This is a genomic window from Myxococcus sp. RHSTA-1-4 (assembly GCF_020037125.1).
Classification (GTDB): Bacteria; Myxococcota; Myxococcia; order Myxococcales; family Myxococcaceae; genus Myxococcus.
Genome location: NZ_JAIQDG010000017.1, coordinates 196,518 through 220,027 on the forward strand (window position 1 = coordinate 196,518; position 23,510 = coordinate 220,027).

A 23,510-nucleotide genomic window follows, 5' to 3' on the forward strand; every position below is an offset into this window, starting at 1 on the left:
TGGACCGGGAGCCGTCATGACCTTCAGCAGCCTCGTGCTCACCCTTGAAGACTCCGCGGAGCAGCGAGCCGGTGTGCTCGCGCTGCTCGAGCGGGACGCGCGCATCACCCTGGGGACGCCTTTGGAGGAGCGCTGGCTCCCCGTGGTGACGGAGACGGCGACGCCCGAGGAGGGCGAGTCGCTCGCCGACTTCCTCCGGGAACTGCCCGGGGTGCGCTTCCTGGACGTGGTGATGGTGGACTTCTCCGGCGGGGAGTGCTGAGCCATGGACCGGCGGGACTTCCTCAAGAGCACGGCGATGACCGCGGCGACGCTGGCCGCCAGCCGGCTGGCGTATGGCCAGGCAGCGGGGCCGACACCGCCCGTGGCGACGGGCGCGGGCGGCGGTGTGAAGTGGAACAAGGCGCCGTGCCGGTTCTGTGGCACCGGCTGCCACGTCCAGGTGGGCGTGGAGGGCGGGAAGGTGGTGGCCATCGCCGGGGACCCGAAGGCCGAGGTGAACAAGGGCCTGCTGTGCGTGAAGGGTTACCACGTGGGGCTCGCGCTCTACGGGAGCGACCGTCTCACCCAGCCGCTGTTGCGCAAGGGTGACAAGCAGGTCCCCATCTCGTGGGACGAGGCGCTCGACGTCATCGCCAGCCGAATCCAGAAGGACCCGAAGGGCTTCGCCCTCTATGGCAGTGGCCAGTGGACGATTCCGGAGGGCTACGCGGCCTCCAAGCTCGTGAAGGGCGGGCTGGGTTCGAATCAGCTCGATGCCAACGCGCGCCTGTGCATGTCCTCGGCGGTGACGGGCTTTCTCGCCACCTACGGCGTGGACGAGCCCGCCGGCTGCTATGACGATTTGGACGCCTGCGACGTGCTCATCATGTGGGGCAACAACCCCGCGGAGATGCACCCCGTCCTCTTCTCACGTGTCATCGACCGGCGCTCGCGAGGGGAGAAGGTCACCCTCATCGACATCGGCACGCGCCGCACGCGCACCAGCGCGTTCTGCGACCACGTCCTGCGCTTCAAGCCGAACACCGACCTGGCCATCGCCTGCGGCATCGCCCACCTGCTGGTGGAGAACGGCACGTGGGACAAGGCCTTCGTCGATGCGAACTGCGCCTTCCGCGCTCCCAGCGAGCCGGCGACGCTGCAAGGCAAGGCCATCACCTTCGACGAGTACCGGGCGCTGCTCGCGCCGTACACGCCCGAGCACGTGGAGAAGCTGTCGGGCGTGTCGCAGCAGGACCTGCGCATGCTGGCGGGGCTGTTCGGCCGCCAGGACGTGCGCATCACCAGCCTGTGGTGCATGGGCGTCAACCAGCACACGCGCGGCACGGCGATGAACTCCCTCATCCACGGGCTGCACCTGCTCAGCGGCCACTTCGGCAAGCCGGGAGATGCGCCGACCAGCCTCACCGGCCAGCCCTCCGCGTGCGGCACGGTGCGCGAGGTGGGCACGCTCGCTCACGCGCTCCCGGGCGGCCGCGTGGTGGCGGAGGAGAAGCACCGACACCAGATGGAGGACCTCTGGAACGTGCCGCCGGGCCGCATCTCCTCGAAGCCCGGCTACCACACGGTGCAGATGTGGGAGCGCTTCTCCACGCCCACGGACCAGGGCGGCGACATCCACACCCTCTGGGTGCAGGTGACGAACCCGGCGCAGACGCTGCCCAACCGTCACAAGCTGGTGGACCCGAGCCGGAAGCTGGCGGACAAGTTCCTCATCGTCTCGGACGCGTACCCCACGGAGACCACGCGCATCGCCGACCTCGTGCTGCCTTCCGCCATGTGGGTGGAGAAGAACGGCATGGTGGGCAACTCCGAGCGGCGCACCCAGCAGTGGTTCAAGATGGTGGCTCCGCCCGGCCAGGCCCGCGACGACGCCTGGCAGCTCATCGCCGTGGCGCACCGGCTCTTCGAGCGGGGCTTCGAGGGGATGAAGGACAAGGACGGGCGCTTCCTCTTCGAGGTGAAGAAGGATGGCAAGCCGGTCCCCATCTGGGACTTCCAGCACTACTACGACGTCAACGTCGACGCGCACCTCTTCGAGGAGTACCGGAAGACGACGCGCCTGAAGCACAAGGACCTGGCGCCCTACGAGGAGTACGTCAAGGCGCGCGGGCTGCGCTGGCCGGTGGTGCAGCAGCCGGATGGAGGCTGGCGCGAGACGCGCTTCCGCTTCTCCGGGTTCGACGACCCGTACGTGCAGGAGGGGCGCGACATCGACTTCTACCACTCGCCCACGCACGACGGCCGGGCGCAAATCTGGTTCAACCCGTACGAGCCGCCTCCCGAGTCGCCCGACACCGAGTTCCCCTTCTGGCTGTGCACCGGCCGCGTCATCGAGCACTGGCACTCGGGGACGATGACGATGCGCATTCCCCAGCTCCAGCGGGCGATGCCGAGCGCATACCTGGAGATGAACCGCGCCGACGCGCGGAGGCTGGGCGTGGGCAATGGCGACATCGTCACCGTGGAGACGCGGCGGGGGAGCCTGGACCTGCCGGTGTGGCTGGGCGGGCGCGGTGAGCCGCCGGAGGGCTCGCTCTTCGTGCCCTTCTTCGATGAGCGGCTGCTCATCAACGAGCTGACGCTGGACGCGCACGACCCGTTCTCCAAGCAGCCCGACTACAAGAAGTGCGCGGCGCGGGTGCGCGGGCGCGCGAAGAAGGAGGCCCGCGGATGAGCGGCGCGCCCCAGGACGGTGGCCCGGGCCTTCCGGCGCGCTGGCTCCACGTGGCGGCGGGCATCGCCGTGGCGCTCGCCTTCACGGGGTACGTTGCTGGCACGCGCCCCGTGCCCGAGCGTCCGGAGCCCGAGTCCACGCCCGGGGCCTCCGCCACGTCCGAGCGGGCCCCGAGCTACCGGGAGCTGCGCGAGGCGCGGCGCGGGGACAACGCGCGGATGTACGAGGGGGCCATGGAGGCCCTGCGGCAGGGGCTGGACCCGCTGACGCCCACGGCGGTGGCCACCGTGGAGCAGCGCGCCCGGGCGGTGGAGGCACGCAAGGCCCACCGCGCCTATGACGGAGCGCCTCCGACGATTCCACATGAGGTGGACCCGCTCGGCACTCCCGGGTGTCTGTCCTGCCACGGGCAGGGAATGAAGCTGGGCGAGCGCATCGCACCGCGCATCAGCCATCCGCCGTACCAGAGCTGCAACCAGTGTCACGTGGTGGAGGCCTCGCCGAAGCCGCTGGCGCCGTACCCGGACGTGCCGGCCAACCGCTTCGTTGGAAGGACCTCCGCCGGCGGCGGTGCGCGCGCGTGGCCGGGGGCTCCGCCGACCATGCCGCATGCCGAGCACATGCGTACGGAGTGCGCCTCCTGTCACGGCCCCACGGGCAAGCCGGGCCTGCGCACGTCGCATCCGGAGCGGCAGAACTGCGTCCAGTGCCACGCGTCCTCCGCCGCGCTGGACCAGCGTGAGCCGCCCGTGGGACTGCTGGACTCCACGCCTCCGCCAGGCGTGGCGAAGGAAGTGCCATGAGCCAGCATCAGCCAGGGCTCAGCCGCCGCGCGCTTCTGGGGCTGTTCCGGAGGCCGCGAACGTCCGAAGCGGATGCCGCGGCTGTATCGCCGGGCGCATCCTCGGCGCCTGTCACCCAACCCTCCGCCCGGGTGCCCGGGGCGCCCGCCGTCGCGCCTCCGGGTGTGTTCCCGGAGCCTGTTGCCGAGCTATCCGTTCGAGTGCTCAGGGGGCCTGTCGTCGTGCCGGAGGGCGCGTCCTCGGAGCCCGCCGCCGCACCGCCGCACGTGTCCTCCTCCCCCGCGACCATGCCTGCGGGCGAGCCACCATTCGCGCCACCTTCTGGGCACAGCGGTTCAGCGGGAGCGCCATCTCACACCTTTTCGCTCGAAGCGTTCTATGCGAGCCGGGCCCGCTCCGGCGAGGCGACCCTGGATGGGCGCATCCCCCTCTTCTCACTGAGGGAAGGGCTCGTCGTGCCCCAGCGCGGGCCCGACGAGGACGGTTTCCCAGGCTCGCCAGCGCGACAAGCCACGAAGCAAACCCCGGCAAGCGCGGTCGTTGCTCCGGGATGCGAGGCGTCTCGGGCGGAAGGCCCCCTGTGGGGCATATCCATGCCAGTCACGAAGGGCGTTTCGCTACGCGAAGCGGCCCGGGTGGATGACTCCCCGCGAGCCACACCCATGCCAGCGGGCACGGATGGCCTATCGGTACGCGAATCAGCAAGGCAGGAGAGGCCGCCCGGGACTGCTCCGGCCCTTGGCGCCACGGTGCGCGTGCGCACGCAGCTCTGCCTCGCGTGGCAGGGCTCGTTCTGCACGACCTGCGTGGAGCGTTGCCCCACCGAGGGTGCCATCCTCGTTGAGTCAGGCCGCCCGCGAGTCGTGCCGGAGCGCTGCGATGGGTGTGGCACCTGCGTGCGCGTGTGCCCGGCGCCCCTCAACGCCTTCGAGCTTCGCCCCGCCGGTGCACCCGGAGCCACCTCATGAGCACCACCCTGGACGCCGAATCGCTCCCCTCCCTCCAGCAGGCGGTCCTCGACGCCGCGACGCTGGCCCGCCTCGTCAGCGACATCCAGGGGCTCACCGTCGTGGACGAGGTGCTGCTGAAGGGCGGTGGCGCCAGCATGGCCTCCACCCAGCGCCGCACGTTGGCGGAAGCGGTGGATGCGCTCCAGCGAGGACAGGTCCTGGGCGTGCAGGTCCGCTACCGCTACCAGGGACAGGCGTGGTGGGACACGCTCCTTCGCGCTCCCGAGGGCATTCGTCTCGTCCGCATCGCGCACGCACTGGAGGCCGCGGGTACCCGGTGAGTGTCGGACAGGGAGCCTCGGGCCTGGCCTCAACGCTGCGTGAGCCCGCCTGCGCGGACCCGACGGCGTACTCATTCAGGACGCGGTTGCGTCCCGCCGCGTTGCTCTCTCTGCCACGCAGTGGGAGGAACGGTACCTTGGCATGTTCGGACTGCCCGGAGCCTGAGGGCTTGCGAGGCTCCGGGCTGTCTCTCAGGCCACGACTCCCGCCATGCTGCGCCCGGGGCCGCCCATGCCTGGAACGGAACCTCCATTCCGGATGGTCTGCCAGGTCTTCATCGCTCACGGGCTCCGCCTCCCCGTATGTCAGCCCAGCCGAGCATGGCCGGAACGGAACCTCCATTCAGGGTGGCCTGTCGGGCCATCGCAGTCCATGGGTCTTGTCACCCTGGCATTCCCTCCCGGCCGAGCATTGCCGGAATGGAACCTCCATTCCGGAACGCTGCAGGCCCTCAATGCTCAATGCTCCGGCCTCTCCACCATGCCGGGCCGGGGCCGCCCTGGCCGGAATGGAACCTCCATTCCGGAACGCTGCAGGCCCTCAATGCTCAATGCCTCCGCCTCCCCGCCATGTCGCGCCCCGGGCCGCCCCTATCCGGAATGGAGGTTCCGTTCCGGGTGGGCCCGTCAGGTCCTCGCCGGTCGCGGGTGGCATCGCGCCGCCAGGCCGCAGATAGGTAGGTGTCCGGGAGCCTCGATGGAGAGGTCCGCGAGGTTCGAGGGCATGGGGGCCCAGGCACGCCGGGCGGCAACTGGCCTTGTGCGATTTCCCGCCGCGTCATGCGTCAGTCCACGTGAGCGCCGCCGCCATGGAAGGGACGCCGATTCCCGTGGGGGACTTGCGGGCCGCGCCCCGCGCTCCGCAATTCCTGCGGCGTGCCGGCCGGCGCGTGAGAGGGAGGCGGGCGGCACGTGGCTTGCGTTACCCGCAGGCATGTCCCGGCTCTTCAAAGACGCCGCACCCGCGAGCGGACCGTCCGCGACGCGCACGTTCCTGACGCTGTCGCTGGCGTTCTATGTCCTGGCCACCAGCCTCGGCCTGCTGCTGCGCGTGTCCTTCCTCCGGCCGCTGCCCTGGCTGCACTTCGGCAATGCCCTCCACGCGCACTCGCACACGCTCTACTTCGGCTGGGCGGGGCTGGGCCTGCTGGCGCTCGCGTACGAGCACCTCGGTGCGAGGGGACGAGGAGCAGCCCGGGTGCTCGCCACGCTCGCCCTCACTTCGCTGCTGACCTTCGTGGCGTTCCTCCACGGCGGCTACGCGGCGCCTGGAATCGCCGTGTCCACGCTGGCGCTGGTCGTGTGGGCGGCGGCTGTCGCCGTGGGGGGGCACGCGGCGCGTGGGGGCTCCGGACTGGAGGTCCGCTTCCTGCGAGCGGGGCTGGCCTATGTGGTGCTGGCCCTGGCGGGAGCCGTCGCCCGGGTGGTGCTGCTCGCGTCGGGGCGGGGCACACAGCTCCACGGCCAGCTGGCCGTGTTCGTCTTCCTGCATGCCTTCGCCTGGTTCTTCCTCTTCACGACGATGGCGGTGCTCATCGCGCACGCGCGGGCTCGAGGGGCGCGCGTGGATGAGCGCGCGCTCGGTGTCAGCCTCCGCCTGCTGACACTGACGGCGTGGCTGGGGGCTCCACTCGGCGTCGCCGGGGGAGACTCGGGAGTGATGGGGGCTCTCGCGCGGGCCGCCGCGCTGGTGGGCGCCGTCGCCGGCCTCGTCTGGGTGCGCTCCTTGTGGCGCATGGCGCGCGAGCTCTCCGGGGCGGCCGCGAGCGCCTACCGCTGGCTGTCCGCGTGGTTCGCCCTGAAGGTGATGATGGAGGCCGCGGGGGCGTTGGGGCTCGCCACGTGGGCGGCGCGGGCGCGGCAACCCGCGCTCCTGTACCTGCACGTGATGCTCGTGGGCTTCGTCAGCCTGGGCCTGCTCGTTCCCCTGCTGGAGAGGCTGGGTCGCCCCCTGGCGCGCGGGTTGACGTTGCACAATGGGGGGCTGCTGCTCATGGGCGGCGGCCTCGGGCTGCTGGGCGCGGGGACGGGAGGCCTCTCCCGGGCCGCCGCGTGGCTTCCCCATGGGTACACGCTCGCCGCGCTCGGCGCGGGACTCATCGTCCTCGCCGGAGTCCGCTGGCTGCTGCCAGCACCGGGCCTTCGTGCGCAGCTTGCCGGACGCCACACGCGCGCCCACTCGTCCCCAGGTACAAGGCGCGTGTCGCTTCCCCCCGGGGCTTCGGTACGAGGCGCGTGTCCGCTGGCCGCCGGGACGCAGGCGCGCGACCCGTAGAGTCCCCGCGCCGCACGGTGCTTAACACCGCATCCTGGCGGTGGCACGTGGGGCCACCGAGCCAGCGGCCCGGTGCGAGGTATCCGCAATGGGATTGCATTCAAGGGGCGCCCCGCCGTGGAGCAGGGGCGCTGCCGTGAATCGTTCACCAGTGGCGCTCCGCGGTGTGAAAACCTCCACGAAGCGCGCGGAGATGTGTCGGCCATTCTTCCGTTTCACCCCCGCGCCGCATTCCGCGTGAGGCCTCGCGCGGGCGCCGTGGTGCCGGTCCCGCGTGCCCGCCTGCCTACATTCCAGGTTGCATGAATAACGAGTGACTCCCTGGGTGTGTTCGCGAACGCTCACCAGGTCGAGCACTCGGGCATGGGTGCAACGTGGCATGGCACTCCCCGCTTGATTGGCCGAGACCTACGTTGCCCTCGCGAGCCCGGGGGCTCGGTCATGAGGCGGGTCTACGACCCGGGTACAGGGCGCCGGCACGGCGCCATCCACGGTCCCGTGGGGGCGGAGGGGCAATGAAGAGCAAGCAGATTCTCGTCACTGGCGGAGCGGGCTTCATCGGCTCACACCTGGCGGACCAGCTCATCGAGCGGGGGCACCGCGTGCGCGTGCTCGACTGCCTCCTGCCCCAGGTGCATGGCGAGTCCCGCGCGCGGCCGGAATACCTGAATCCAGAAGTGGAGCTGCAGGTCGGCGACGTGCGGGACGCGAAGGCCGTGCGCCGTGCCCTGGAGGGCGTGGATGCCGTCTACCACTTCGCGGCGGCCGTCGGCGTCGGCCAGTCCATGTACGAGATTGCCCACTACACCTCGGTGAACAACCTGGGCACCGCCGTGCTGCTCGAGGCCCTCATCCAGCGCCCGGTGAAGAAGCTCATCGTCGCCTCCAGCATGAGCGTCTATGGCGAGGGCCTGTTCCGCGCGCGTGACGGCAACCTCGTCCCCGGCACGGACCGGCCGCGCGAGCAGCTCCAGGCCAACCAGTGGGACGTGCTGGACGTGGACGGTCAGCCGCTGGTGCCCATTCCCACGCCGGAGACGAAGCCGCCCGCGCTCTCCTCTGTCTACGCGCTGTCCAAGTACGACCAGGAGCGGCTGTGCCTCATCTTCGGCAAGGCCTACGACGTTCCCACGGTGGCGCTGCGCTTCTTCAACGTGTACGGGCCGCGCCAGGCGCTCTCCAACCCGTACACCGGCGTGCTGGCCATCTTCGCCAGCCGGCTGATGAACGGCAACGCGCCCCTCATCTTCGAGGACGGCCTCCAGCAGCGCGACTTCGTCAGCGTGCATGACATCGCCATGGCGTGCCGGCTGGCGCTGGAGGTGCCCGAGGCCGCCGGCGGCGTCTTCAACATCGGCAGCGGGCGCGCCGTCACCGTACGCGAGGTGGCCGCCGCCATCGCGGAGGTCATGGGCAAGCCGCACATCCGCCCGGAAATCGCGGGCAAGTACCGCGTGGGCGACGTGCGCCACTGCTTCGCGGACATCTCCCTGGCGCGCAAGGTGCTGGGCTACGAGCCCCGGGTGGGCTTCCACCAGGGACTGTCTGAGCTGGCGGAGTGGCTGCGGGGCCAGGTGGCCACGGACCGCGTGGCCGAGGCGCGGGCGGAGCTGGAGGCTCGGGGGCTGACCGTATGACACGGACCAGGATGGGGTGCGGAACGGGACGCAGCGCGGGGCTCCGCACGTCGAGGGTGGGCCTCGTGCAGGACTTCACCCCGGGAGACCACGTCGCGGTGGAGTCGGCGCTGGCGGACCTCAAGGTGCTGGGCGTGCGCGAGCTGCGCACGCGCGTGTCCTGGGCCGAGGCCGTCACCCCGGAGGGCGCCCGGTGGTACCGCTGGCTGATGCGGCGGCTGTCCCAGGACGTGTGCGTGCTGCCCTGCCTCGTGGGGACGCCCTCGGGCGCGAAGGAGGATGCCCGGGCCTTCGGCGGGTTCGTGGAGCGGTTCCTCGCGGAGCACGGCCGCTTCGTGGACTGGGTGGAGCTGTGGGACGAGCCCCAGAGCCTCGCCTCCTATGACTGGAGGCTGGACCCGTCGTGGGAGACGTTCAGCGCGTTGGTGGCCGAGGGGGCCCGGCGCGTGCACGCGGCCGGCAAGCGGGTGGTGCTGGGCGGCATGAGCCCGGTGGACCCGCTGTGGTTGGACAGGGTGCTGGAGCGGCTGGACCCGGACGCGCTGGACGCGGTGGGCGTGCATGGCTGGCCGGACACGCATGACACGCCGTGGATGGGCTGGGATGCGTGGCTGGAGCCGGTGCGGGACGTGCTCGCCCGGCGCGGCTCTCGCGCGGAGGTGTGGATTACGGCCGCGGGCTACTCCACGTGGCGCCACGGGGAGCGCCGGCAGGTGGCGGAGTTCCTCGACGCGGCCGCCGCGCCGGTGGCCCGCATGTACTGGGACGGCCTGTACGACGCGGGCTCGGTGGAGGACATCGTCGAGGAGGGCACCGACGAGCGTGACCTGTACCTGGGCCTGAAGCGGGCCGACGGCAGCGTGAAGCTCCTCTACCGCCTGTGGGCGGAGAGTGGCCTCGTGGGGCTGGCGGAGGGCTTCCGGCAGCTCGGCCACGCGCGAGCCGTGCGCCCGGAGCGGCAGGTGGTCGTCTTCGGCGGCGCGGGCTTCATCGGCTGCAACGTCGCCAGCTCGTATCTGGAGGAGGGCCGCCGCGTCCTCGTCTACGACAACCTCAGCCGGCCGGGCGTGGAGCAGAACCTGCGCTGGATGAAGGAGCGCCACGGCGACAGGCTGGACGTGGAGGTCGCGGACCTCCGCGACGCCGCCTCCGTGCGCCGCGCGGTGCGCCACGCGGGCGAGGTCTTCCACTTCGGCGCGCAGGTGGCCGTCACCACCAGCCTGGACGCGCCCACGCACGACTTCGAGGTCAACGCCCGCGGCACCTTCAACGTGCTGGAGGCGCTGCGCTCCATGGACACGCCCGCGCCGCTCGTCTTCACCTCGACGAACAAGGTGTATGGCGGGCTGCCCGGCCTGCGCTTCGTGGCGGGGGAGCGGCGCTATGAGCCGCTGGACCCGGACATCCGCGCCCAGGGCATCAGCGAGCGCTGCTCGCTGGACTTCGAGAGCCCCTACGGCTGCTCCAAGGGGACGGCCGACCAGTACGTGCTGGACTGGGCCCGCAGCTACGGCCTGCGCGCGACGGTGTTCCGCATGAGCTGCATCTACGGCCCGCGCCAGCTCGGCACGGAGGACCAGGGCTGGGTGGCCCACTTCCTCATCCGCGCGCTGAAGGGGCAGCCGATTACCCTCTACGGCGACGGCATGCAGGTTCGCGACATCCTCTTCGTGGAGGACATGGTGCGTGCCTTCCGCCTCGCGCAGGCGAAGATGGACGCGGTCTCCGGCCGGGCCTTCAACATCGGCGGTGGCCCCACGCGGGCGGTGAGCCTGCTGGAGTTGCTGGAGCTCATCGAGGAGCTGGTGGGCCACAGGCCGGACGTGCGCCACGAGGCCTGGCGCACGGGAGACCAGCGCTACTACGTGTCCGACACGCGGAAGTTCCAGTCCGCCACCGGCTGGTCCCCGCAGGTGGGTGTGCGCGACGGCGTCACCCGGCTGCTGGGCTGGCTGGAGGAGATGCTGGAGGGCCGCCCCTCCGCGCCACGGGAGCCACTCGCACTTGAGACCTTCGCCGGATAGTCCCGTCGCGCCGCGACGGGTGCTGATGACCGCCGACACCGTCGGAGGTGTCTGGACGTACGCGCTGGAACTGGCCCGCGCGCTCGCGCCGCATGGCGTGGAGGTGACGCTGGCCACCATGGGCGCGCCGCTCTCCGAGGCGCAGTGGGCCCAGGCGCGGGCCCTGCCGAACCTCGCGGTGGAGGAGTCCCGCTTCGCGCTCGAGTGGATGGATGACCCGTGGGACGACGTGCGGGCCGCGGGGGACTGGCTCCTCTCGCTGGAAGCACGGCTGTGCCCGGACGTGGTGCACCTCAACGGTTATGCGCACGGCGCGCTGCCCTGGGCGCGCGAGCCGCTGGTGGTGGGCCACTCGTGTGTCCTGTCCTGGTGGCGCGCGGTGAAGGGCGAGGACGCCCCCGAGCGCTACTCGCGCTATCACGACGCCGTCGCCGCCGGACTGCGCGCCGCGGGCCGGGTGGTGGCCCCGAGCGCGGCCATGCTGGAGTCTCTGCGCCTCCACTACGGGCCGCTGCCCGCCTCCGAGGTCATCTCCAACGCCCGGAACCCCGAGGAGTTCCCTCCGGGCGAGGCGCGAGAGCCCTTCATCCTCAGCGCGGGCCGGTTGTGGGACGAGGCGAAGAACGTGGCCGCGCTGGCGGCCGCCGCACCGCGCCTGGGCTGGCCGGTGAAGGTGGCGGGTGACGCGCGGCATCCCGCCGGGTGGAAGGTGGAGTCGCCCGACGTGGAGATGCTGGGGCTCCTGCCGCCCTCCGCGCTGGCGCGATGGATGGCGCGCGCGGCGGTGTACGCGCTGCCCGCCCGCTACGAGCCCTTCGGCCTGTCCGCGCTGGAGGCGGCCCTGTCCGGCTGCGCGCTGGTGCTGGGCGACATCCCCTCCCTGCGCGAGGTGTGGGGAGACGGCGCCGCCCTCTTCGTGCCGCCGGGGGACCTGGACGCGCTGGTGGAGGCCCTGGAGTCGCTGCGGCGCGACGAGCCGCTGCGCACCGGGCTTGCGTCGCGTGCCCGGGCCCGGGCCCTGACGTACACCCCGCGGCGCATGGCCGCGGGCTACCTCTCCGTCTACGCCGGGCTCATGGGGGGGCGAGGAGCGGCGCCCGTCCTCCGGCCCGGCGGCAGGGAGCAGCACCTTCGCTCAGAGAGTACAACGCCATGAGAGCCGTCCTCTTCTGTCACTCCCTGCTGTCCGACTGGAACCACGGCAACGCGCACTTCCTGCGCGGCATCGTCACCGAGCTGGTCCAGCGCGGCCACGAGGTGCGCGTGTGGGAGCCGCGGGATGCGTGGAGCCTCCAGAACCTGCTGGCCGAGCCACGCGGGCAGGAGGCGCTGGACGCGGTGCGCACCAGCTACCCGCGCGTGCGCCCGCTCCGGTATGACCTGGACTCGCTGGACCTGGACCGCGCGCTCGACGGCGCGGACGTGGTCATCGTCCACGAGTGGAGCACCCCGGAGCTGGTGCGGCGCGTGGGCGAGAGGCGTGCCCGGGGCGGCCGCTTCCGGCTGCTCTTCCACGACACGCACCACCGCAGCGTCACCGCGCCGCATGAGATGGCCCGGTACGACCTGACGCATTACGACGGGGTACTGGCCTTCGGCGACGTCATCCGCCGCCTGTACCTGGGCCGCGGCTGGACGCGCCGCGCCTGGACGTGGCACGAGTCCGCCGACACGCGCGTCTTCCGTCCGCTGCCCACGGTGGCCCAGGAGGAGGACCTGGTCTGGGTGGGCAACTGGGGCGATGACGAGCGCACCGCGGAGCTGCATGAGTTCCTCCTGGGCCCGGTGAAGCGGCTCGGCCTGAAGGCCCGCGTCCACGGCGTGCGCTACCCCGGCGAGGCGAAGCGCGCCCTGGGCGACGCGGGCATCCGGTACGGCGGCTGGCTGCCCAACCCCGAGGCGCCACAGGCCTTCGCCCGTGCGCGCCTGACGGTGCACGTGCCGCGCCGGCCGTATGCCTCCGCGCTGCCGGGCATCCCGACCATCCGCGTCTTCGAGGCGCTCGCGTGCGGGATTCCCCTGGTGAGCGCCCCGTGGCAGGACGCCGAGGGGCTCTTCACCCCGGGCAGGGACTTCCTCGTCGCGCGAGACGGGGACGAGATGGAGCGCCACCTGCGCACGCTGCTGTCGGACGAGGACGCGCGCCGCGAGCTGGCGGGGCATGGCCGGCGCACCGTGCTGGCGCGCCACACCTGCGCGCACCGCGTGGACGAGCTTTTGGGCATCTGCCGCGAGCTGGGAGTCGACACCCGGGCGGCGCAACCGCGGGCACAGGAGAGGGTCACCGCATGAACCAGGGGCTCCGCATCGCCTTCTTCGGCTCCAGTCTCGTCTCCGCGTACTGGAACGGGGCGGCCACCTACTACCGGGGCGTCATCCGCGCGCTCCACGCGAGGGGCCACCGCGTCACCTTCTACGAGCCGGACGCCTTCGAGCGCCAGCAGCACCGCGACATCCCCGACCCGGACTGGGCCCGCGTCGTCGTCTACTCCGCGGAGGGCACCGGCGCCCTGGAGCGCTGCCTGGAGGAGGCCCGCGGCTCGGACGTGGTGGTGAAGGCCAGCGGCGTGGGTGTCTTCGACGCGCTGCTCGAGTCCCGCGTGCTGGAGTTGCAGGGGCCGCGCACCCAGGTGGTGTTCTGGGACGTGGACGCGCCGGCCACGCTGGAGCGCGTGCAGCAGAACCCGGATGACGCCTTCCGCCCGCTCATCCCCCGGTATGACCGCGTGCTCACCTACGGCGGTGGCGACCCGGTGGTGCGCGCCTACGTGGCGCTGGGGGCCCGCGAGTGCGTGCCCATCTACAACGCGTTGGACTCCAGCACCCACCACCCGGTGCCGCGCGAGCCGCGCTTCGAGTGCGACCTGGCCTTCCTGGGCAACCGCCTGCCGGACCGCGAGGCGCGCGTGGAGGAGTTCTTCCTCCGGGCCGCGCGGCTCTACCCGGAGGGCCGCTTCCTCCTGGGCGGCAGCGGCTGGGGCGACAAGCGCCTGCCTTCCAACGTGAAGTACCTGGGGCACGTCTATACGGCGGACCACAACGCGCTGAACTGCACGCCCCGGGCGGTGCTCAACCTCAGCCGGGAGAGCATGGCGCGCTTCGGCTTCTCGCCGGCCACCCGCGTCTTCGAGGCGGCGGGCGCGGGCTCCTGCCTCATCACCGACGCGTGGGAAGGCCTCGAGCTGTTCCTGGAGCCCGGCCGCGAGGTGCTGGTGGCCAAGGACGGCGCAGGCGTGGCGGACCTGGTGCGCTCGCTGGACGCGGAGCGCGCGCGCGACATCGGCCAGGCGGCCCGGCGCCGCGTGCTGGCCGAGCACACCTACGCGCACCGCGCGGTGCAGGTGGAGCAGGTGCTGGGCCACCGCGCGCCGAAGCGGGCCAGGGCCTCGCTGGAGGGAGTGGCGTGATGGAGCCCCAGCGCATGCGCATCGTCATCCTCGGCCTGTCCATCACCTCGTCCTGGGGCAATGGGCACGCCACCACCTTCCGCGGCCTGCTGCGCGAGCTGGTGCGCCGCGGGCACGACGTGCTCTTCCTGGAGCGGGACGTGCCCTGGTACGCGGCCAACCGCGACATGCCCCGGCCGCCCTGGGGCCGCACCGAGCTGTACGCCGACCTCGTCGACCTGCGCGCCCGCTTCACCGAGGACGTGCGCGACGCGGACCTCGTGGTGGTGGGCTCCTACGTCCCGCAGGGCGTGGAGGTGGGCCGCTGGGTGCAGTCCACCGTCCGGGGCATCCCGGCCTTCTATGACATCGACACGCCGGTGACGCTGGCGAAGCTGGCGCGGGGGGACTTCGAGTACCTCTCGCCGGACCTCGTCCCCGGCTACCGGCTGTACCTGTCCTTCACCGGCGGCCCCATGCTGCGGCGAATCGAGCGCGAGCTGGGCTCGCCCGCCGCCCGCCCGCTGTACTGCGGCGTGGACCCGGAGCTGTACCTGCCCCGGGAGTGCGCGCCGGGTTGGGATATGGGCTACCTGGGCACCTACAGCGCGGACCGGCAGCCCACGCTGGAGCGGCTGATGCTGGAGGCGGCGCGGGAGTGGGGGCGGGGGCGCTTCGTCGTCGCCGGTCCTCAGTACCCGAAGGAGGTCCGCTGGCCCTCCAACGTGGAGCGGGTGGAGCACCTGCCGCCGCCCGCGCACGCGGACTTCTACTGCGCCCAGCGCTTCACGCTGAACGTGACGCGCGCGGACATGGTGCTCGCGGGGTACTCGCCCAGCGTGCGGCTCTTCGAGGCCGCCGCGTGCGGGGTGCCCATCATCAGCGACGTGTGGAACGGGCTGGAGAGCGTCTTCGTGCCCGGCGAGGAAATCCTCCTGGCCCGTACGGCGAAGGACACGCTGGGCTACCTCCGGGAGCTGACGGAGGAGGACCGGCGCGCCCTGGGCGCGAAGGCGCGGGCGCGGGTGCTGGCCGAGCACACGGCGGCCCACCGCGCCCTGGCGGTGGAGGAGTACGCGAGGGAGGCCAGCCGCGGCGGGGCCTCCAGGGACAGGGTCATCGTGCAGCGTTGAGTGAGTGGGCAGGTATGGGGGTGGGCAATGAAAATCGCGGTGGTGGGAACGGGGTACGTGGGGCTCGTGGCGGGGACCTGCTTCGCCGAGTCGGGGAATGAGGTCAGCTGCGTGGACGTGGACGAGCGGAAGGTCCACGCCCTCCAGGAGGGGAAGGTCCCCATCTATGAGCCGGGGCTGGAGGAGCTGCTGCACCGCAACTCCGCCGCGCGCCGGCTGCACTTCACCACCGACCTGGGCAAGGCCGTGGCCTCCGCGCAGGTGGTCTTCATCGCCGTGGGCACACCCGAGGGGGAGAGCGGCGACGCCGACCTCCAGTACGTGCTGGCCGCCGCCGAGGGCATCGGCAGGGCCATGAGGCAGTACACGGTGGTGGTGGACAAGAGCACCGTGCCGGTGGGCACCGCGGACAAGGTGCGCGAGGTCATCTCCCGCGTGACGGACGTGGAGTTCGACGTCGTCTCCAACCCGGAGTTCCTCAAGGAGGGCGCGGCGCTGGAGGACTTCCTCAAGCCGGACCGCGTCGTCATCGGCACCTCGTCCGAGCGCGCCCGGAAGCTCATGGGCGAGCTGTACGCGCCCTTCGTCCGCACGGAGAACCCCATCCACTTCATGGACACGCGCTCGGCGGAGCTGACGAAGTACGCCGCCAACGCGATGCTGGCCACGCGCATCTCCTTCATGAACGACATCGCCGCGCTCTGCGAGAAGGTGGGCGCGGACGTGGAGTTCGTGCGCAAGGGGCTGGGCTCGGACAAGCGCATCGGCTACCCGTTCCTCCACCCCGGCTGTGGGTATGGCGGCTCCTGCTTCCCCAAGGACGTGAAGGCGCTGGTGGCCACCGCGCGCGAGTTCGGCCTGGAGCTGGATTTGCTGCGCGCCGTGGAGCGCACCAACGCGCGGCAGAAGCGCTCGCTGCTGTCCAAGGCGCTGAAGCACTACGGCGACGTGGCGGACCGCACGTTCGCGGTGTGGGGCCTGGCCTTCAAGCCGAAGACGGACGACATGCGCGAGGCCCCCGCGGTGGAGCTCATCGAGGGCCTTCTGGGCAAGGGCGCCCGGGTGCAGGTGCATGACCCGGTGGCCGCGAAGGTGGCGGAGCGCTACTTCGGCAACCGCGTGTTGTACGCGCCATCGGGCTACGCGGCGGCCGAAGGGGCGGAGGGCCTCTTCCTCGTCACGGAGTGGAACGAGTTCCGCCGGCCGGACCTGAAGCGGCTCAAGAGCCTGATGAAGGGGCACGTCATCTTCGACGGACGCAACATCTTCGACCCGGCGCGGGTGAAGGAAGAGGGCTTCACGTACTACGGCATCGGCCGCTCGTAGCGGTGCCGGCCCGGGCCCCCGTGGGGCGGCCGCCGCCCTCCCGCTCAGGGGCTCAGTGCGCCGCCTCGGAGGGGCTGACGGGGTAGTCGCCGCGCGCGTGGGCCTGGGCATGCTGGGCGATGAGGAACCGGCGCACGGCGCTCCGGGTGAGCAGCCCGCAGGTGGGGCTGTCCGGCGGCGTGCTGACGGGCAGGGCGTCCACGTCCTCCTGGTCCATGACGCGCAGCGCGTGGGCCAGGTCCGTGTCGGGGGACAGCAGGGGCAGCTTGCGGGCCAGGTCGCTGGCCACCAGCAGGGGGTACACGGCCTCGTCGCGCCAGACTTCCCGGAGCTGCTCCACCTGCACGGTGCCGTAGACGCGGCCGGCGGTGTCCAGCACGGGCAGGGCGCCCGCCTCCGAGGTGAGCAGCAGGTCCGTCAGCGGCCGCAGCGGCGTGCCCGCCGGCACCGGCGTCAGGTGCGTCATCACCTCTCGCACGGGGGTGGCCTCCAGCAGGTCCGTGTCGCTCTGCACCTTCGGCGCCTTGCGCTCGGTGAGGTAGTGGCAGAGCGCGGAGGCGATGGTGCACGTCACCATCAGCGGCAGGATGATGTCGTGGTTCCCGCTCATCTCGTAGAGCATCATCATCCCGGTGAGCGGGCCGCGGTTGAGCGCCGCCACGGCGCCGCCCATGCCCACCAGGGCGTACGCGCCGCTGGGGCCGGTGCTGGCGGGGAAGAAGGAGTGCACCAGCGTGCCGAAGGCGCCGCCCGCCATGGCGCCGATGACGGCTGCGGGGAAGAAGGTGCCGCCCGAGCCGCCGGAGCCGATGGTGATGGCCGTGGCCACCAGCTTCAGCACGCATGCGGTGACGAGGAAGAGGAAGGGCAGCCGCCCCAGCGCGGCCAGGTTGATGTAGTCGTGCCCGCTGCCCCACACCGAGGGGCTGAGGAAGGCCAGCAGGCCCGCGCACAGCCCGCCCAGGCCCGCGCGCACCGGCAGCGGCTGGCGGGCGAGCCAGGGCGACAGCCGGCCTCCCCCGCGTCCATGGAAGTAGTGCTCCACCCCGTGCAGGAACCGCACGAAGGTGAAGGCCAGCAGACCGCAGGCGATGCCCAGCGCCGCGTACGCCAGCACCTCCGAGCCGCTGACCAGCTCGTAGGGAGCGCTGCGGAGCACGGGGGCCTCGCCCAATACGCCCTGGCTCACCAGGGTGCCCGCCACGCTGGCCAGGATGATGGGCGAGAAGACGCGCAGCTCGAACTCGCGGAGGATGATTTCCATCGCGAACACCGCGCCGGCGATGGGGGCGTTGAAGGACGCGGAGATGCCCGCGCCCGCGCCGCAGGCCAGGAGGATGGACAGCTCCTTGCGGCTGAAGCCCAGCACCCGGCCCACGCTGGAGGCGAACGCGGCGCCGCCGTAGACGATGGGCCCCTCGCGTCCCGCCGAGCCGCCGCTGCCGATGGTGATGGCGGAGGCCACCAGCTTCAGCAGCCCGCGGTCCGCCGGCACCACGTTGGCGCCGCTCTTCACCGCCCGCACCACCTCCGGCACGCCGTGGCCGTGCGTCTCCGGCCTGTCGCGCAGCAGCCGTCCCACCGCCACGCCGCCCAGCGTGGGCGCCAGCAGCATCAGCCACCACGGCAGGTGCGGCAGCAGCGCCGGAAGGTCATGCGAGTGGCCGAACACGCTGTTGAGCGCGGCCAGGCCCACCAGCGGGTAGTAGAGCGACAGCGCGCCCAGCGCCAGCAGCGCCAGCAGCCGCAGCCGGCGCTTCACCTCGTCGCGCGGGCCGCCGGGCTCGATGACCCGCGACAGCACCAGCGCGCCCAGCGCCAGCGGCACCCCCACGAAGGCGTACTCCGGGTGCCAGCGCGCGGTGGAGAACGCCTCCATCAGCGAGCGGAGCTGGCCCCGGCGCAGGGTGTGCGTCAGCTCGGCCGCGCCGAAGGTGAGCCCGCTCACCAGGCCGATGAGGTTGGCGAAGATGCCGGCGGCCAGCCCGCTGTAGAGCCCCACCACGGCCCCCGCCACCGGCAGCACCGACGGGCCCGGCAGCCGCAGCCGGTTGGAGGCCTGGAGGAGCGCGTGGATGGAGCGGCTGAGCCCCTCGCGCAGGCGGACCCGGACGGCCTGCCGGAGGGCTGCGTCTGCCGTGCGTGTCTCGGCCTTCATTGGAGCCCCCACTAAACAGAGATGGGTGGGGCCATCAAGCTCCGTGAGTGGGCTGTCGGGCCGGTGGCACTCCGTCCCTGGCGTGGGGCGCGCGCCCGTCAGGGGAGCGGGCGGGCGTGCTACGAAAGGAGGGGCCGGAGGTGGAGTGGACAACCGGCGCGGCGGGACTCCGGCGCCGCCGCGCGAGAGGGCTGCGCATGCTCAAGCCAGGAGACGTGGCGCCGGACTTCACCGTCCGGGACCACACCGGCCGGGTGCACCGGCTGGCGGACTACCACGGGAAGAACGTGGTGCTGTGGTTCTACCCGAAGGCGGACACCCCGGGTTGAACGGCCCAGGGTTGCGGGTTCCGCGACCAGAAGACGCAGTACGACGAGAAGAACGCGGTGATTCTGGGAGTCAGCTTCGACACGTTGGAGGAGAACAAGGCGTTCGCCGAGAAGTTCGGGTTCAACTTCCCGCTGCTGAGTGACACGGACCGGAAGATGGGGCTGGCCTATGGCGCCTGCGACGACGCGAAGTCGCCGAACGCGCGCCGGGTGGGCGTCATCATCGGCCCCGACGGGAAGGTGAAGGCGTGGTACCCGAAGGTGGACGCGCGCGCCTTCCCGCAGGAGGCGCTGAAGCAGCTGTGAGGCCGTGTACGCCGTACCCGTGATTGCGGGGCGCGTCCGGCCTTGAACCCCGGACGCGTCCCGGCTCCAGGCGCTCAGGGCGCATGGCTGCGCGAGGGCAGGCGGGAGCGCACGAGCACCGCCACGCCCGCCAGCAGCAGCCACGGCAGGACGTGGGCCGTCAGCAGGTGCCGCACCGTCCCCTCGGGGCAGTGCAGGTGAAGCACCAGCAGGGCCACCCCTGCCGCGGACAGGCCCGCGGCGAGCGCGCGCACGGGCTGGAATGCGGAGCGGCACAGGAGCACGAGCGCCGCGGCCAGCGGCAGCACGGACAACATCATCTCCATCCCCATGCACCGCAGCATGCCCTCCATGGGCGGCCTCACCTGCTGTCCGGAGCCGCCCAGCACCTGCGTCGCCGCCACCGCCACCGCCGCCATGGCGACCAGCGCCCAGGACAACCGCCTGCGCGCGGGGGCCAGGGCCACGAAGGCGCCACCGCCCACCAGCACCAGCGTGAGCACCGCGACGACGGCCACCACCATGGGCGAGGCGCTGTTGCCCACCTGTCCGTTGCGGCCCATGAAGAGGAGCGCTCCGCCCAGCACGGCCGTGTAGACGGCCAGCAGCACCAGCAGCTCGCGCCACCAGGGGGTGGGCTTCGGGTGCGCGGACAGCTCGTCCAGGGCGCGCTGGCGCGCGGCGTCCAGCCTCGGGGCCGGCGTCACCGGGGCGGGGCCCGCTCCCAGGGCGTCGAAGCCCCCCACGAGGCTCCGGCAGTCCTCACACGTGGCCACGTGCGAGGCCAGGTCCGCGGGCAGCGGTCCTCCCAGCGAGTCCATCACCCGCGAGCACTCCGGCTTCATTCCTGGGTCTCCTGATGCAGGGCGGCCAGCAGCTCGCGCAGGCGCTCGTAGCCGCGGTGGGCCCGGACCTTCACGGCGCTCTCGGTGAGGCCCATGGCGTCGGCGATTTCCGCGAAGCTCATCCCCTCGAAGCGGTGCAGGAGGATGGGGATGCGCTGGCCCTCGGGAAGCTGCGCCAGGGCGCGCTGCACGGCCTGCTCCAGCCCGCTGTCGCGCGGGGCCGGGGTGTCGGCGGGGACGCTCGCGGGAAGCTCGCCCTCGGGCGTCAGCTCCTCCGGGCGCCGGCTCCGGCGCTGCGAGTCACGCGCCGCGTTGGTGGCGATGGCGTAGAGCCAGGGCTTGAAGCGGGAGCCGGGCTGGAAGCGCCCCCGGGCGCGCACCAGGGAGAGGAAGGTGAGCTGCACCAGGTCCTCGGCTGTCGACGGGCTGCCCGTCAGCCGGCTGAGGTAGCCGTGCACGGGCCGGGCGTAGCGCTGGAAGAGCGCGTCGAACGCCGTGGAGTCTCCCTGACAGAACCGCGCCATCAACACCTCGTCGGACGCTCCGGCGACGGGTGCGCGCGCCGGCTCCTGTCCGGTACGCGCGGGCGTGGCTTCGGGTTTCAGTGAGCGGGGCGGCGTGGGCACGCGCGGAGGACTCTACCCCGGGAAGGAGTCCCGGGGGGTGTCCTGCCTCATCGCCGCTACCGCCGCTTCAGCAGGGCCTGGGGCGCGGGCGCGGAGGTGGGCAGGTGGTCCGCGGCGCTGGCAATCGCCTCTCGCACCTTGTCACCCGCCGCCTTCGCCGCGTCACTCGCCGCCGCCCGGGCGGCCAGAATCTGGGCCCGCGCGCCCTGGGCGCCCCAGAAGGGCGTGGGCGCCGCCAGCTCCGCGCGCTCCTCGGGCGTGTACTTCAGGTAGGCGTACTTCGTGGACTCGGAGGGCAGCCGCAGCCCCTCCACGATGCCCACCCAGGAGAGCGCCTTCAGCGTGTAGTAGCTGATGTCCACCTCCCACCAGAACCAGCCCTGGTTGGCCGTGTTCTGGTGGTAGTGGTGGTTGTTGTGCCACCCCTCGCCCAGGGTGATGATGGCCAGCAGCCAGTTGTTGCGGCTGGTGTCCGTCGTCTTGTAGCGGCGCTTGCCGAAGACGTGGCTGAGCGAGTTGATGGTGAAGGTGCCGTGCCACAGCACCGTGGTGCTGACGAAGAAGCCCCACACCAGCATGGAGAAGCCGCCGATGAAGTAGAGCGCCACGGCCAGCAGCACCGGCGGCACCAGGTGGAAGCGGTTGAGCCACACCAGCTCCGGGTAGCGCGCGAAGTCCTTGATGGCCTCCATCTTCGTCTCGCCGTACTTGTCGCAGAGAATCCAGTTCATGTGGCTCCACCAGAAGCCCCGCTGGACGGGCGAGTGGATGTCCTCGGGCTGGTCCGAGTACCGGTGGTGGTGCCGGTGGTTCGCCGCCCACCACAACACGCCCTTCTGCGTCGACAGGGTGCCCACCAGGGCCAGGATGAACTGGAAGACGCGCCCCGTCTTGAAGGCCCGGTGCGAGAAGTACCGGTGGTAGCCCGCGGTGATGCCCCACATCCGCACCACGTACAGGCCCACACACACCGCTACGTCCACCGGTTTCGCGCCCACCCAGAAGACGGCGAGGCACATCAGGTGGACGGCGATGAACGGAATGGACGACAGCCAGTTGATGCGCTCGTTATCCGCGGGCAGGGCAGGGGAGGGTGTCTGCAAGGCAAGCCTCGTGAGCTGAACGGGACCGAGCCGCAACCTGCTCAGTCCCACCCCGCATCAACACCCCCTCGTGTCATGGCTCTGTCAGGAGACGGCGGATTGGCGCAGCTCCGTCAGCCAGGACTCGAAAGCCGGGTGGCCGTGCAGGGGGGCCAGGTCCGCGTCCGAGGCGGCATACGCACCGTCGCGGAAGCCCAGCTCGGTGGCACGGTGCAGCATCCGTACCGCGTCCGGCGCGTTGCGCGCGCGGGCGTGGGCGCATGCGGCGTCATAGGCGATGGAGGCGCTGGGGACGCGCTGGAGCGCCGCCTCGCCCACCGCGGCGGCCTCGGAATAGGCGCCGCGGTTGAACAGCACCGACTGCGCGCAGGCATACGCCACCGCCGGGTCCACGCCCGGAAGCCTGAGCGCCTCCTGCTCACGCTTCAGGCGGATGAGGGTGCCGGCGTACTCGTGCAGCACCGTGCGGTTCGCGGACATCTTCCAGGCCTGCTCCCACCAGCCCACCGCGCGCGCGTCGTCGCCCACCAGCGAACAGGCCGCCGCCACCGCGTGGGGCTCCACCGGCGGCACGCCCTGCACCTGGGAGAAGTGGTCCAGCGCGGCCCGGCCCTGGCTCTCCTTCAGCGCCACCCAGCCCAGCAGGTGGTGCGCGTGGCTGGCGAGCGGCACCGTGAGGCCCTCCTCGGCCTCCAGCACCGACGTGCCCAGCCGCCGGGCGTCGTCCAGCCGGCCCGCGTCGAGCGCCACCTTCGCCTCGCGGAGCTTCTCCGCCAGCGGGCCCGTCATGCGCGACTCCTGGCCTGGTCCTCCGCCGCGCAGCGCCTCCGCCACCACGCGGAAGGCCTGCACGCCGTACATCGCGAAGATGAGGGTGAAGAGCGTCGACCCGGACCGCAGGCCGTACACCACGGCGGCCACGCACACCAGCAGCGCCAGGCCCTGCGCCAGCACGAAGCCGCGCCGCGGGCCGAACATCCGCGTCGCCAGGGTGGCGGTGATGTGGCCCCCGTCCAGCGGGAGCACGGGCAGCATGTTGAGCACCGCCCAGAAGAGGTTGGCGACCGCGAAGGTGAACAGGAAGAAGTCGAGCGCCGGCGCGCGGCCCTTGAAGAGGACGAAGCCCACCCCGCTCGCCAGCCCCAGCATCAGCCCGAAGAAGGGCCCGGCCGCGGTGATGAGCAGGTTGCGCTTCCAGGGCAGGGGGCCGGGCTGGTCATTGGGCAGCGTGTGGCCCCCCATCCAGACGAGCGCGATGCTCGGCCGGTAGCCGAACAGCCGGCTGGCCAGGGCATGGCCCAGCTCGTGGATGAGCACGGAGACGAAGACGATGAGCATCCACGACAGGATGTAGACCACCATCGCGCTGGCGTGGCCGAGCGCGGGCGCCCCCTCCACCTGGCGGAAGGGCCAGCCGTCCTGGGCAGCGCCAATGGAGCTCCATGCAATCAGGGCCGACACGAGCAGGTGGCTGGGGTGCACTTCGACGGGAATGCTCCCGAGGCGAAAGCGGAACATGGGGACGGACCTTAACCGTTAGCCCCCTGCCGCGCAGTCCGTTGAACACGGCCTGCATCCTCCTCGTCATATC

The 23,510-nt window shown here is 71.8% G+C and carries 19 protein-coding genes; 14 read left to right on the forward strand and 5 right to left on the reverse strand.

From position 1 onward, the window contains the following. Positions 1–16: 16 nt before the first annotated feature. The 13 genes from K8638_RS23495 to K8638_RS23555 all read left to right on the forward strand — a co-directional run bounded on the left by K8638_RS23495 (position 17) and on the right by K8638_RS23555 (position 16,552). Positions 17–262, forward strand: a complete 246-nt coding sequence (locus K8638_RS23495; protein WP_223756836.1) for a hypothetical protein — start codon at positions 17–19, stop codon at positions 260–262. Positions 263–265: 3 nt separating this feature from the next. After that, complete coding sequence (locus K8638_RS23500; protein WP_223756837.1) at positions 266–2,677, forward strand: molybdopterin-dependent oxidoreductase; 2,412 nt, start codon at positions 266–268, stop codon at positions 2,675–2,677. Then, complete coding sequence (locus K8638_RS23505; RefSeq protein ID WP_223756838.1) at positions 2,674–3,480, forward strand: nitrate reductase cytochrome c-type subunit; 807 nt, start codon at positions 2,674–2,676, stop codon at positions 3,478–3,480. Before K8638_RS23500 ends, K8638_RS23505 begins: the two co-directional genes overlap by 4 nt. Positions 3,481–4,142: 662 nt before the next feature. Beyond that, the gene (locus tag K8638_RS45280) at positions 4,143–4,448 is read left to right on the forward strand and encodes a 4Fe-4S dicluster domain-containing protein (protein ID WP_223756839.1); all 306 of its coding nucleotides are present in this window, start codon (positions 4,143–4,145) and stop codon (positions 4,446–4,448) included. Further along, positions 4,445–4,771, forward strand: coding sequence for a hypothetical protein (locus K8638_RS23515; protein ID WP_223756840.1), 327 nt, complete (start codon positions 4,445–4,447; stop codon positions 4,769–4,771). The genes K8638_RS45280 and K8638_RS23515 overlap by 4 nt, the downstream gene beginning before the upstream one ends. Before the next feature lie 934 nt (positions 4,772–5,705). After that, positions 5,706–7,046: a hypothetical protein gene (locus tag K8638_RS23520; RefSeq protein WP_223756841.1), complete on the forward strand. Its 1,341-nt coding sequence runs from the start codon at positions 5,706–5,708 to the stop codon at positions 7,044–7,046. A gap of 515 nt (positions 7,047–7,561) precedes the next feature. Continuing rightward, positions 7,562–8,683, forward strand: coding sequence for an NAD-dependent epimerase/dehydratase family protein (locus tag K8638_RS23525; RefSeq protein WP_223756842.1), 1,122 nt, complete (start codon positions 7,562–7,564; stop codon positions 8,681–8,683). A gap of 65 nt (positions 8,684–8,748) precedes the next feature. Then, complete coding sequence (locus K8638_RS45285; protein WP_370644092.1) at positions 8,749–10,707, forward strand: NAD-dependent epimerase/dehydratase family protein; 1,959 nt, start codon at positions 8,749–8,751, stop codon at positions 10,705–10,707. Positions 10,708–10,732: 25 nt separating this feature from the next. Beyond that, a complete protein-coding gene (locus K8638_RS23535) occupies positions 10,733–11,863 on the forward strand; it encodes a glycosyltransferase family 4 protein (protein ID WP_223756843.1) in 1,131 nt (376 codons plus the stop codon). Further along, positions 11,860–12,999 carry a glycosyltransferase gene (locus K8638_RS23540; RefSeq protein ID WP_223756844.1) on the forward strand — a complete coding sequence of 380 codons (1,140 nt, stop codon included), beginning with the start codon at positions 11,860–11,862 and terminating at the stop codon, positions 12,997–12,999. The genes K8638_RS23535 and K8638_RS23540 overlap by 4 nt, the downstream gene beginning before the upstream one ends. Then, positions 12,996–14,114, forward strand: a complete 1,119-nt coding sequence (locus K8638_RS23545; RefSeq protein WP_223756845.1) for a glycosyltransferase — start codon at positions 12,996–12,998, stop codon at positions 14,112–14,114. The genes K8638_RS23540 and K8638_RS23545 overlap by 4 nt, the downstream gene beginning before the upstream one ends. After that, positions 14,114–15,226, forward strand: coding sequence for a glycosyltransferase (locus K8638_RS23550; RefSeq protein ID WP_223756867.1), 1,113 nt, complete (start codon positions 14,114–14,116; stop codon positions 15,224–15,226). The genes K8638_RS23545 and K8638_RS23550 overlap by 1 nt, the downstream gene beginning before the upstream one ends. A 27-nt stretch (positions 15,227–15,253) precedes the next feature. Further along, positions 15,254–16,552 (forward strand): UDP-glucose/GDP-mannose dehydrogenase family protein, encoded by a 1,299-nt coding sequence (locus K8638_RS23555; protein WP_223756846.1) that lies wholly within the window; start codon positions 15,254–15,256, stop codon positions 16,550–16,552. A 52-nt stretch (positions 16,553–16,604) separates the two neighbouring features. Here the strand turns inward: K8638_RS23555 and K8638_RS23560 are convergent, their stop codons facing one another. Further along, on the reverse strand, positions 16,605–18,710 hold the full coding sequence (locus K8638_RS23560; protein ID WP_223756847.1) for a chloride channel protein: 2,106 nt from the start codon (positions 18,708–18,710) through the stop codon (positions 16,605–16,607). A gap of 197 nt (positions 18,711–18,907) precedes the next feature. Here K8638_RS23560 and K8638_RS23565 point away from each other — a divergent pair, with 197 nt between their 5' ends. Then, entirely contained in the window at positions 18,908–19,345 is a 438-nt protein-coding gene (locus K8638_RS23565; RefSeq protein WP_223756848.1) for a peroxiredoxin, read from the forward strand. A 74-nt stretch (positions 19,346–19,419) separates the two neighbouring features. On the opposite strand, the gene K8638_RS23570 is transcribed toward K8638_RS23565, so the two are convergent. The 4 genes from K8638_RS23570 to K8638_RS23585 form a co-directional block, all read right to left on the reverse strand. Next, the gene (locus K8638_RS23570) at positions 19,420–20,190 is read right to left on the reverse strand and encodes an NrsF family protein (RefSeq protein ID WP_223756849.1); all 771 of its coding nucleotides are present in this window, start codon (positions 20,188–20,190) and stop codon (positions 19,420–19,422) included. Further along, a complete protein-coding gene (locus K8638_RS23575; RefSeq protein WP_223756850.1) occupies positions 20,187–20,714 on the reverse strand; it encodes an RNA polymerase sigma factor in 528 nt (175 codons plus the stop codon). The genes K8638_RS23570 and K8638_RS23575 overlap by 4 nt, the downstream gene beginning before the upstream one ends. 158 nt (positions 20,715–20,872) lie before the next feature. Then, complete coding sequence (locus K8638_RS23580) at positions 20,873–21,919, reverse strand: acyl-CoA desaturase (protein WP_223756851.1); 1,047 nt, start codon at positions 21,917–21,919, stop codon at positions 20,873–20,875. Between the two features lie 84 nt (positions 21,920–22,003). After that, entirely contained in the window at positions 22,004–23,437 is a 1,434-nt protein-coding gene (locus tag K8638_RS23585; protein ID WP_223756852.1) for a M50 family metallopeptidase, read from the reverse strand. Between the last annotated feature and the right edge of the window lie 73 nt (positions 23,438–23,510).

Excerpts from the sequence above, each read along its gene's own strand:
- K8638_RS23500 (WP_223756837.1), top strand. The coding sequence starts at position 266 with ATGGACCGGCGGGACTTCCTCAAGAGCACGGCGATGACCGCGGCGACG.
- K8638_RS23505 (WP_223756838.1), top strand. The coding sequence starts at position 2,674 with ATGAGCGGCGCGCCCCAGGACGGTGGCCCGGGCCTTCCGGCGCGCTGG.
- K8638_RS23555 (WP_223756846.1), top strand. The coding sequence starts at position 15,254 with ATGAAAATCGCGGTGGTGGGAACGGGGTACGTGGGGCTCGTGGCGGGG.
- K8638_RS23525 (WP_223756842.1), top strand. The coding sequence starts at position 7,562 with ATGAAGAGCAAGCAGATTCTCGTCACTGGCGGAGCGGGCTTCATCGGC.
- K8638_RS23570 (WP_223756849.1), bottom strand. The coding sequence starts at position 20,190 with ATGAAGCCGGAGTGCTCGCGGGTGATGGACTCGCTGGGAGGACCGCTG.
- K8638_RS23550 (WP_223756867.1), top strand. The coding sequence starts at position 14,114 with ATGGAGCCCCAGCGCATGCGCATCGTCATCCTCGGCCTGTCCATCACC.
- K8638_RS45280 (WP_223756839.1), top strand. The coding sequence starts at position 4,143 with ATGCCAGCGGGCACGGATGGCCTATCGGTACGCGAATCAGCAAGGCAG.
- K8638_RS23535 (WP_223756843.1), top strand. The coding sequence starts at position 10,733 with ATGACCGCCGACACCGTCGGAGGTGTCTGGACGTACGCGCTGGAACTG.
- K8638_RS23585 (WP_223756852.1), bottom strand. The coding sequence starts at position 23,437 with ATGTTCCGCTTTCGCCTCGGGAGCATTCCCGTCGAAGTGCACCCCAGC.
- K8638_RS23545 (WP_223756845.1), top strand. The coding sequence starts at position 12,996 with ATGAACCAGGGGCTCCGCATCGCCTTCTTCGGCTCCAGTCTCGTCTCC.
- K8638_RS23520 (WP_223756841.1), top strand. The coding sequence starts at position 5,706 with ATGTCCCGGCTCTTCAAAGACGCCGCACCCGCGAGCGGACCGTCCGCG.
- K8638_RS23575 (WP_223756850.1), bottom strand. The coding sequence starts at position 20,714 with ATGGCGCGGTTCTGTCAGGGAGACTCCACGGCGTTCGACGCGCTCTTC.
- K8638_RS23540 (WP_223756844.1), top strand. The coding sequence starts at position 11,860 with ATGAGAGCCGTCCTCTTCTGTCACTCCCTGCTGTCCGACTGGAACCAC.
- K8638_RS23515 (WP_223756840.1), top strand. The coding sequence starts at position 4,445 with ATGAGCACCACCCTGGACGCCGAATCGCTCCCCTCCCTCCAGCAGGCG.
- K8638_RS23495 (WP_223756836.1), top strand. The coding sequence starts at position 17 with ATGACCTTCAGCAGCCTCGTGCTCACCCTTGAAGACTCCGCGGAGCAG.
- K8638_RS23560 (WP_223756847.1), bottom strand. The coding sequence starts at position 18,710 with ATGAAGGCCGAGACACGCACGGCAGACGCAGCCCTCCGGCAGGCCGTC.